9 protein-coding genes are annotated in these 9010 nt (G+C 72.4%); 1 reads left to right on the top strand and 8 read right to left on the bottom strand.

What is annotated here, in order from left to right; genetic code table 11:
• Positions 1-88: 88 nt before the first annotated feature.
• The 5 genes from APR04_RS28240 to APR04_RS28220 form a co-directional block, all read right to left on the bottom strand.
• A complete protein-coding gene (locus APR04_RS28240; protein ID WP_253877485.1) occupies positions 89-1219 on the bottom strand; it encodes a Gfo/Idh/MocA family protein in 1131 nt (376 codons plus the stop codon).
• A gap of 99 nt (positions 1220-1318) precedes the next feature.
• Positions 1319-2410: a LacI family DNA-binding transcriptional regulator gene (locus APR04_RS28235; protein WP_253877481.1), complete on the bottom strand. Its 1092-nt coding sequence runs from the start codon at positions 2408-2410 to the stop codon at positions 1319-1321.
• 142 nt (positions 2411-2552) lie between these two features.
• On the bottom strand, positions 2553-3758 hold the full coding sequence (locus APR04_RS28230) for a glycosyltransferase (protein ID WP_253877479.1): 1206 nt from the start codon (positions 3756-3758) through the stop codon (positions 2553-2555).
• A gap of 70 nt (positions 3759-3828) precedes the next feature.
• Positions 3829-4485 (bottom strand): uridine kinase family protein, encoded by a 657-nt coding sequence (locus tag APR04_RS28225; protein ID WP_253877477.1) that lies wholly within the window; start codon positions 4483-4485, stop codon positions 3829-3831.
• 120 nt (positions 4486-4605) lie between these two features.
• Positions 4606-5436 (bottom strand): AraC family transcriptional regulator, encoded by an 831-nt coding sequence (locus tag APR04_RS28220; protein ID WP_253877475.1) that lies wholly within the window; start codon positions 5434-5436, stop codon positions 4606-4608.
• A gap of 50 nt (positions 5437-5486) precedes the next feature.
• Here APR04_RS28220 and APR04_RS28215 point away from each other — a divergent pair, with 50 nt between their 5' ends.
• Positions 5487-5900 carry a DUF2000 domain-containing protein gene (locus tag APR04_RS28215; RefSeq protein ID WP_253877473.1) on the top strand — a complete coding sequence of 138 codons (414 nt, stop codon included), beginning with the start codon at positions 5487-5489 and terminating at the stop codon, positions 5898-5900.
• A 4-nt stretch (positions 5901-5904) separates the two neighbouring features.
• Here the strand turns inward: APR04_RS28215 and APR04_RS28210 are convergent, their stop codons facing one another.
• The 3 genes from APR04_RS28210 to APR04_RS28200 are packed head-to-tail and all read right to left on the bottom strand — an operon-like array spanning position 5905 to position 8959.
• Complete coding sequence (locus APR04_RS28210) at positions 5905-6636, bottom strand: LutC/YkgG family protein (RefSeq protein WP_253877471.1); 732 nt, start codon at positions 6634-6636, stop codon at positions 5905-5907.
• Positions 6633-8153: a LutB/LldF family L-lactate oxidation iron-sulfur protein gene (locus APR04_RS28205; RefSeq protein WP_253877469.1), complete on the bottom strand. Its 1521-nt coding sequence runs from the start codon at positions 8151-8153 to the stop codon at positions 6633-6635. The genes APR04_RS28210 and APR04_RS28205 overlap by 4 nt, the downstream gene beginning before the upstream one ends.
• Positions 8150-8959 carry a (Fe-S)-binding protein gene (locus APR04_RS28200; protein ID WP_253877467.1) on the bottom strand — a complete coding sequence of 270 codons (810 nt, stop codon included), beginning with the start codon at positions 8957-8959 and terminating at the stop codon, positions 8150-8152. The genes APR04_RS28205 and APR04_RS28200 overlap by 4 nt, the downstream gene beginning before the upstream one ends.
• Between the last annotated feature and the right edge of the window lie 51 nt (positions 8960-9010).

Here is a 9010-nt window from a genome sequence, read left to right as displayed (position 1 = left end):
CACAGCTGTGCCCTCCCGTGCTGTTCCTTGTGTTCCGCTTCGGGCGCGTGGCTCGTTCCTCGCCCCGCACCCTGCGCTGCACCCTTCGTCACAGCACGATCTCCGGGACGTCGAGACGGCGGCCCTCCGCCGACGACCGCATCCCCAGCTCGGCCAGCTGCACTCCGCGCGCGGCCGACAGCAGGTCGTAGCGGTGCGGGCGCCCGGCGACGACGTCGGTCAGGAACTCCTCCCACTGCAGCTTGAAGCCGTTGTCGAGGTCGGCGTTCGCGGGGACGTCGAGCCACTGGTCGCGGAACGGCTCGGTGACCGGCAGGTCCGGGTTCCAGACGGGCTTGGGCGTGTGCGAGCGGTGCTGGGCGCGGCACTCGCGCAGGCCCGCGACGGCGGAGCCGTGGGTGCCGTCCACCTGGAACTCGACCAGCTCGTCGCGGAACACGCGCACGGCCCAGGACGAGTTGATCTGCGCGACGACGTCGTCCCCGCCCGGGGTGGTGAGGTCGAAGATGCCGTACGCGGCGTCGTCGGCCGTCGCCGCATACTCCTTGCCGGACTCGTCCCAGCGGGCCGGGATGTGCGTGACCGTCTTGGCCGTCACCGTCTTGACCTGCCCGAGGATGCCCTCCAGCACGTAGTTCCAGTGGCAGAACATGTCGGTGGTGATGCCGCCGCCGTCCTCGGTGCGGTAGTTCCAGGAGGGGCGCTGGGCGGGCTGCGAGTCGCCCTCGAACACCCAGTAGCCGAACTCGCCGCGCAGCGACAGGATGCGGCCGAAGAACCCCTCGTCCACGAGGCGGCGCAGCTTCACCAGGCCCGGGAGGTACAGCTTGTCGTGCACGACGCCGACGGTCACGCCCGTCTCGGCCTGGAGCCGCGCGAGCTCGATGGCCTCGGTGAGCGTCTCCGCCGTCGGCTTCTCGGTGTAGACGTGCTTGCCCTGGCGCATCGCCTTGGCGAGCGTCGCGGGGCGCAGGTTGGTCATGGCGGCGTCGAACACGATGTCGGCGTCCGCGATGGCGGCGTCGACGTCGGTGGTCCAGTGCTTGACGTCGTGCAGCGCGGCGAGCTCTTTGAGCTTGTCCGCGTTGCGGCCCACCAGCACGGGCTCGACCTGGATCCGGGAACCGTCGGGGAGCGTGACGCCGCCCTGGTCGCGGATCGGCAGGATCGAGCGCACGAGGTGCTGGCGGTAACCCATGCGGCCGGTGACGCCGTTCATGGCGATGCGAAGTGTGGTCACGGGCAAGACTCCATCGTCGTAACTGGGAATGCGCTTTCCGGCCCACCATAGCGCACCGGCCGCTCGTCGCGACATGCTCTAGCGCCGCGGGGTGGAGTCCCGCAGGACGACGTCGCCCCGCACCACCGTGCCGGACGCCTCGGCTCCCAGGGCCAGCATGGTCGCCGCCTCGCTGACCTCGTCCAGCGGGATCCGCACGGTCGTGAGCCCTGGGGACACGTCGCGCAGGGTGTGGATGTCGTCGAACCCGGCCACCGCGACGTCGTCGGGCACGCTGAGGCCCGCGTCGCGGACGGCCGCCATCGCGCCCACCGCCATGACGTCGTTGACGGCGAACACCAGCTCGGGCCGGTCCGGCTGAGAGTCGGCCGTCGCGGCGCCGGTGCGCGAGAGCAGCCTCGTCATGGCGTCGTGGCCGCCGTCGCGCGTGAAGGCCCCGTCCACCACGTCCCGGTCGAGCGCCGGGCAGCCCAGCGCGGCGAGCGTGTCGAGGAAGCCCTTGGTGCGGTCGGCCGCGGTGCGCAGGTCGGGCGGACCGGTGAGCACCCCGAAGCGTCGGTACCCGAGCTCGTGGAGCGCCCGCGCGAGGGCTCCGGCGCCGCCCGCGTTGTCGATCTCCACGACGGGCAGGTCGCCGACGCCCTGGCCGATCGTCGCCACGCCGCCGCCGGCCTCCCGGAACGAGGTCAGCGCGGCCTCCAGGGCCTTGGCGTCGCTCTCCATCCGGGTGCCGGCCTCCGCCGAGAGCGTCCCCGGCAGGGTCTCCGGCGGCACGGACCGGCTGCCGGCCAGGATGATCGCGCGCGACCGCTGGCGCCGCGCGAGCTCGACGAAGGCGACCTCGCGGTCCCGCCTCTGCTCGGTGGACGCCAGGGTCACGATGAGGCCCTCGCGCTCGGCGGCGCGCGTCACGCCCGCCGCGATGGTCGAGAAGTACGCGTCGGCGATGTCGTGCACGACGAGCCCGAGGGCCGACGTCCGGCCGCGGGCCATGGCCTGGGCGCTCGGGTCCGGTGAGTAGTCGAGGCGGCGTGCCGTCTCCAGGACGCGCTCGCGCAGGTCCTGGCGGACGCTGCGCGTGGCGCTCCCGTTGATGGCGCGCGACGCCGTGGCGAGCGAGACACCGGCCTCGCGGGCGACCTGGCTCAGGGTGACGGGGGCGTCGGACATGAGGTCATCTTGCCGTGTCCCGCGGGTCCTTGGGTTCGGGAAGGGGGCGGGCCGCTCCGATGGTCGGCAGGACGTCAGGTGATCGGCAGCTCGGACTGCCGATCATCTGACGTCCTGCCGACCATCCGGAGCGGACGGGCCGTCAGACCCGGGCCGGCCGCAGCGCCGCCTCGCGGTGGGTGCGCTCGATGATGCTCGAGTAGCCGGCGATCATCCGGACGTGGCTGAACCGGGGCCGGACGGCGGTCCGCGCGGACTCCAGCTCGGCGCGCCGGGCCGCTGCCTCGATCCAGGTCGCGGCGATCTCGGCCGGCTCGAACGACGTCACGAACCCGATGCGCTCGACTATCGACGGCGCGTCGCCAACGGGGGTGGTGACCGGCACCGCCCCGCACATCGAGCCCTCGATGAGGCACAGCGGCGCTGCCTCGCCGAACGTCGAGGTGAGGGCCACGACGTCGGCCGTCGCGTAGACCAGCTCCATGTCGTGGCGCACACCCAGCAGGTTCAGGCGTTCGAGCAGGTCGGGCCGGTCGCCGAAGATGCGGGCGAGGTCGTTCCGCAGCTCGAGGTTGGCCGCGCTCATCCCGGCGCCGCACATCAGGACGTGGCCGCGGGGCTCGAGCTCCAGGAACGTGCGGGCCGACCGGAGGAAGAGCTCGGGGTTCTTCATCTCGTCGTACCGCGCGGCGTAGACGACGACCGACGCGTCGCTCGGCACCCCGGCCGCCCCCCGCAGGGCCAGCCGGCGCGCGCCCTGGACCGGGCGGAACCGGGCGAGGTTGATGCCGTTCGGCACCACCCGGAGCAGGCCGGCGGGCACGCCGGCCTCGCGGTAGGCGTCCCGCGTGGACTCCGCACAGCAGACGACGGCGGCGAGCCGGCCGCGCTCCGCAGCGGTCAGGAGGTCACCGAGCGCGTCGCCCTGGTGTTCCGGGTCGGACCGGTGCAGGCACGCGATCACCGGGCGGTCCGGGAACGCGTCCTGGTTCACGAGCCGGAGCGGCTGCTCCTTGAGCGAGAGCACCACGTGCGAGCCGGCTGCCTGGCGCACCGCGGCCCGGAGCTCCGCCTCGGAGAAGACGCGCGGGTCGTGGCCCGCGTCGGTGCTCCGGCCCAGGGAACCGATGCGGACGCCGGCGGCGCGCAGGGCGTGGTAGCGGGGGTCGTCCTCCATCCGCTGGAGGGTGGCCTCACGCCGGACCTCGTGGTGCAGGCTCAGCACGGAATGCTGCTGACGGCCGCCCTGATGCAGACCGGCGACCACTGTCGAGTGCAGGACACGAGCCCCACCGCTGAAGAAGCCTTCGTACAGCGAGAGCACACGCAAGCTGTTGCGCTGGATCACAGACACCACCTCCTGTGCCCAGAGTGAGCCCCGCGCGTGTGGGCTACATGGCAGTCCGGTTACGCGTGGATTACGCGTTCGAGGACTTCTGCACAAGCAGGTTGCGGATGTCCTTCTCCGCCTGAGCGCGTGACGTCTGGCGGCAACCCAGCGCGACCCACCGCTCGATCATCGCCGGCTCCGCGCGGAGGAGCGAGGTACCGCGGCGCAGCAGCGTGCCGATCGGTTTGCGTGCCTCCGCGACGTCCCGCAGGAACCGGAACCAGAAGGTGATCAGCCGGGGACGGGACAGGCAGATCGCGTCGGCGAGCAGGCCCTCGGCACGGCACTCGTCGACGAGGTGCGCCGCGAAGATGCCCTCGGCCAGGATGAGGGGCGAGTCGCCGATGTCGAGCCGGCGCATCCCGGTCCGGCGCGACGTCGGGATGTCGTACACGGGGACGTCGGCCCGGCCCTCGGTGGCCAGGTCGTGCAGCGCGGCGAGCGCACCCTTGCCGTCCCAGGTCGCCGGGCTGTCCCAGTCCACGCTGCCGTACCGCTGCGGCAGACCAGGGTGGTCGATGTCGAGGTAGAAGTCGTCGAGCTGCACCACCGGCAGGCCGAGCCGCTGCGTGAGCGACGTCTTCCCGGATCCCGACGGCCCGGTGAGCAGCACTACCCGTGCCCGGGGGCGCCGGGCACCCGGCGGCGGGTCGAAGAGGGTGGGCTCGGGCGCAGGGTCGGTCACGAGAGGCCATTCTTCCGGACGGCGGGCGTGCCGCACGCTGCTAGCTGGTCCGTGCGGGCGTGAGATGTTCCCTTCGAAACCTAAGTTCCTTCGCTTTGAGGCGGCTCAAAGCGAAGAAACTTAGGCCTCGAAGAGGAGGGACCCGCGCTGGTAGCGGGTCGGGGTGGTGCGGAGCAGGCGGCGGAAGTGGCGGGTGAGGTGCGACTGGTCGTGGAACCCGGTGGCGGTCGCGACGTCGGCTGCCGGCTCACCAGCGAGCAGCCGACGGCGGGCCAGGTCCAGGCGCCGGCCTACGAGGTACTGGTGCGGCGGGAGGCCGACCTCGCGGGTGAACGCCCGGACCAGGTGCGGCACGGTGACGTCGAGCTCGGCGGCGACCTCCGCCAGCCGGACGGGCTGGGCGGGGTCGGTGTCGAGCAGGTCGCGGGCGCGGCGGGCGGTCGAGGCGGTAGCGGGTTCGCGCGGCGGCGTCGGGCGGCCGGAGAGATGCCAGGCCAGACCTTCCGTGACCAGGGCGAGCAGGCTCTCTGCCGCGAGGTCCTCGCGCACGGTGAGGGCCCGGTCGAGGCCGACGAAGCGGGCGCGGAGCGCGTCGTCAAGTACGAGCGGCGCGTCGACGGCCCGGCCGACCAGACCGTCGTCGAGCACCGCGGGTTCCAGGTAGACGACGCGCTTGCGAAAGCCGGCGGCGGTCACGGAGCGGCCGTCGTGCACGACGCCCGGCGGCAGCACGGTCACGCCGGTGTGCTGGGCCGCGTGCTCGTGACCGTCCAGGCCGTAGCCGATCAGCCCGCTGTCGACGACCAGCACGGTCCAGGTGTCGTGCGTGTGGGCGGGGTAGGCGTGCTCGTGCCAGGCGGCGTGCAGCACCTCGGCGACGCCGGCGATCCCCGGCCGCCAGGCGCGCACCACGTCAGGCGCCGCCTCCGCGGCCGAACCGAGCAGACCCATGTCAAGAACGTACAAGATTCCGGCCCGCTCGCGGCCGCACTGTGAGCGGTATGACTTTTGAACAGGCCAAGATCGTGATCGTGCTGCGGGACGACCTGCTGGGCTGGCAGGAGGGCAACGTGACCGCCTTCCTGGCCAGCGCGGTGACCGCCGCCTACCCCGAGCTCGTCGGGGAGCCCTACCGGGACGCCGACGGCCGCGAGTACCTTCCGATGCTCGGCACGCCGGTGATGGTCATGGTCGCCGACGGCGACCGGCTCGCCACGATCCGCGAGCGCGCCGGCACGCGCGGCCTGCGCATCGGCGTCTACACGGCAGACCTGTTCGCGACGGGGAACGACGTCGACAACCGGGCCGCCGTCGCGAGCGTCGCCACGGAGAAGCTCGACCTGGTCGGGGTCGCGGTGGCGGGCGAGCGGCGGGTGGTGGACAAGGTGGTCAAGGGCGCCACGCTGCACACCTGACCGGTCAGGAGACGAGCACCACGTGCAGCGTCCGGGGCCCGTGCACGCCCTCCACGCGTTCGAGCTCGATGTCGCTCGTCGCGCTCGGCCCGCTGATCCAGGTCAGGGGCCGGCCAGGATCGGTACCGAGCAGGCGCACCGCCTCAGGGACGGTCTGCACCACCTGGTCGGTCCGGACCACGCACACGTGCACGTCGGGCACCAGGGAGATCGCGCGCCGGCCCTGGTCGGGCTCGCCGTCCAGCACGATGGTGCCGGTCTCGGCGACGGCCACCCGCGCGGCGGTCACGACGGCGTCCGTCTCGTCCAGCTCGGCCGCCGACAGGGGAGCGTCACGCGAGTCGGTGCGCACATCCACGCCCGCCAGCCCGGAGAGCCACCCGGGCTCCAGCCCGCTGGGCACGACGACGGAGCGGCGCCCGCCCGCCTCCGGGGTGGTCGGTAGAACGTCAGGTGATCGGTAGTTCGAGCTGCCGACCTCCTGACGTTCTGCCGACCTCTCTGCGATGAGCCGCGCGAGCAGCGCCGGGATCTCCGCGGGAGCCGTTCGGTGGACGTGCGCCTTGTAGTCCTCAAGGCGGTCGATCAGGAGGGCCAGCACGGCCGCGGACCCTGGCGCGTGCTCACCGGCCGACCGGTACTCCCGGGGTACGGCGCCAGCCGTCCCCGCGGAATCCTCCTCCGAGCCCAGCGCGGCGCGGATGCGGGACAGGATCTCCGCCTTTGCGTCGGTCATCGTTGCTCCTCTCGCCCGGCCCACCAGTCGCGGAACGTCTGCTTCGGGGGCTCCATCAGGTCCCGGGAACGGGTCCACAGAGAGCCGGGGAACGGCAGCCTCTTGATGACCCCGTTGCGCGAGATCGCGCGCAGCAGCCGCGGTACCCGGGCGGCGCGGCGGAAGCGTGCGCCGTCGGCCATCGCGAAGGACGCCGCCTTCATGGCCGCGCTCCAGACCCGGTCGGCGGTGTCTCCCGACGAGCCCGCGGTCAGGGACACCTCGCGGGCGCGCAGCTCTACGAGGATCGACGGGATGTCGATCTTGACGGGGCACACCTCGTAGCAGGCGCCGCACAGCGTGGAGGCGTACGGCAGGTCCGACTGCTCACCGGTGAGCTGCGGCGTGAGGATCGCGCCGATCGGGCCGGGGTAGACCGAGCCGTACGCGTGGCCGCCCACCCGCTCGTACACGGGGCAGACGTTGAGGCACGCGGAGCAGCGGATGCAGTTCAGCGCCGAGCGGCCCGCCTCGTCGGCGAGCACCTTGGTGCGGCCGTTGTCGAGCAGCACCAGGTGGAACTCCTGCGGCCCGTCGCCGGGCGTCACGCCCGTCCACATGGAGGTGTACGGGTTCATCCGCTCACCGGTCGAGGACCGCGGCAGGAGCTGGAGGAACACCTCGAGGTCGTCGAAGGTCGGGACCAGCTTCTCGATGCCCATCACGGTGATCAGGGTCTCGGGCAGCGTGAGGCACATGCGGCCGTTGCCCTCGGACTCCACGACGGCGAGCGTCCCGGTGTCTGCGACGGCGAAGTTGGCGCCGCTGATCGCGACCTTCGCCGAGAGGAACTTGCGCCGCAGGTGCGCGCGGGCCGCCATCGCGAGCTCGCGCGGCACGTCCGTCAGGTCGGGCGGGGCGTCGGCCATGCGCTCGAGGAAGATGTCACGGATCTCGGTGCGGTTGCGGTGGATCGCGGGCACCAGGATGTGCGAGGGCATGTCGTCGGCGAGCTGCACGATGAGCTCCGCCAGGTCCGTCTCGACCGCGGCGATGCCCTCCTCGGCGAGCGCCTCGTTGAGCCCGATCTCCTGGGTCGCCATGGACTTGACCTTGACGACCTCGTCGGTCTCCTTCTCCCGGACCAGCGAGGCGACGATCCGGTTGGCCTCTGCGGCGTCCCGTGCCCAGTGCACCACCCCGCCGCGGGCCGTGACGTTGCGCTCGAGCTCCTCGAGCAGCTCCGGCAGGCGCGCCATGACGTCGGTCTTCACCGCGGACCCGGTGTCGCGCAGCGCCTCCCAGTCGGGCACCTCGTCGACCACGCGGGCGCGCTTGGTCCGGATGGTCGACGTCGCCTTGCCAAGGTTGCGGCGCAGCTGGTCGTTGTCGAGCGCTGCCTTCGCGGCGTCGGGGAACGAGGCGCCCCAGTGCAGCGGGTCCTCGGGGCGGCCGACGCCGGCCAGGGTGTCGGGTGCGGCGGAGGGGCTCGGCCCGCGCCCGGTGCGGGCGGAGGGCATGCCGAGGAACGTGCTCATCGGGCAACCTCCGTCCCGGTCCGCACGCTGTCGGAGCCGGGCCCGCTCGGCACGGTCGGCGACTCCCGCGTCGAGGCGAGGATCTCCGCGAGGTGCATGGGCCGTACGCCCGTGCCACCGCGCGAGAGTCCGCCGTTGATGTGCATCAGGCACGACCAGTCGCCGGCGGTGAGCACCTCGGCCCCCGTGTCGACGACGGTGGCGACCTTGTCCTGCAGCATCGCCTCCGACGTGTCCGCGTTCTTGAGGGCGAACGTCCCGCCGAACCCGCAGCAGCCCTCCGCCTCGGCGAGCGGGACGAGCTCCAGCCCCTCGACCGCTCGCAGCAGCCGCTCGGGCTTGTCGCCGACGCCGAGCATCCGCAGCGAGTGGCACGTGGGGTGGTAGGTCACCCGGTGCGGGAACCAGGCGCCGACGTCGGTCACGCCGAGCACGTCGACCAGCAGCTCGGAGAACTCGTAGGTGCGTTCGGCGACGGCGGCTGCCGCGCGCGCCTCGGAGTGCAGGCCGGCACGTTCCAGGACCATGGCCTGCTGGTGCCGGATCGACCCCGTGCACGAACCGGACGGCACGACGACGGCATCCCACTCGCCGTCGGTCACCGGGGCGAACGTGCGCACATGGTTCTGGACCACCGGAACGGCGTCGGCGAGGTAGCCGGTGTTGACGTGCATCTGACCGCAGCACGCCTGCCCGGCGGGGAAGACGACCTCGTGGCCCAGCCGTTCCAGCAGGGTCACGACGGCCCTCGGGGCCTGCGGAAACATGGCGTCGGCGATGCAGGTCGCGGCCAGGGCGATGCGCATGGGCACTCTCCTTCGAGGTCTGTCCTCACCATAGCCCACTGTGGACAGACC

Origin of the sequence: Promicromonospora umidemergens (assembly GCF_024171995.1) — a bacterium.
Classification (GTDB): domain Bacteria; phylum Actinomycetota; class Actinomycetes; order Actinomycetales; family Cellulomonadaceae; genus Promicromonospora; species Promicromonospora umidemergens.
This window is presented reverse-complemented; position numbering and strand designations above follow the sequence as displayed.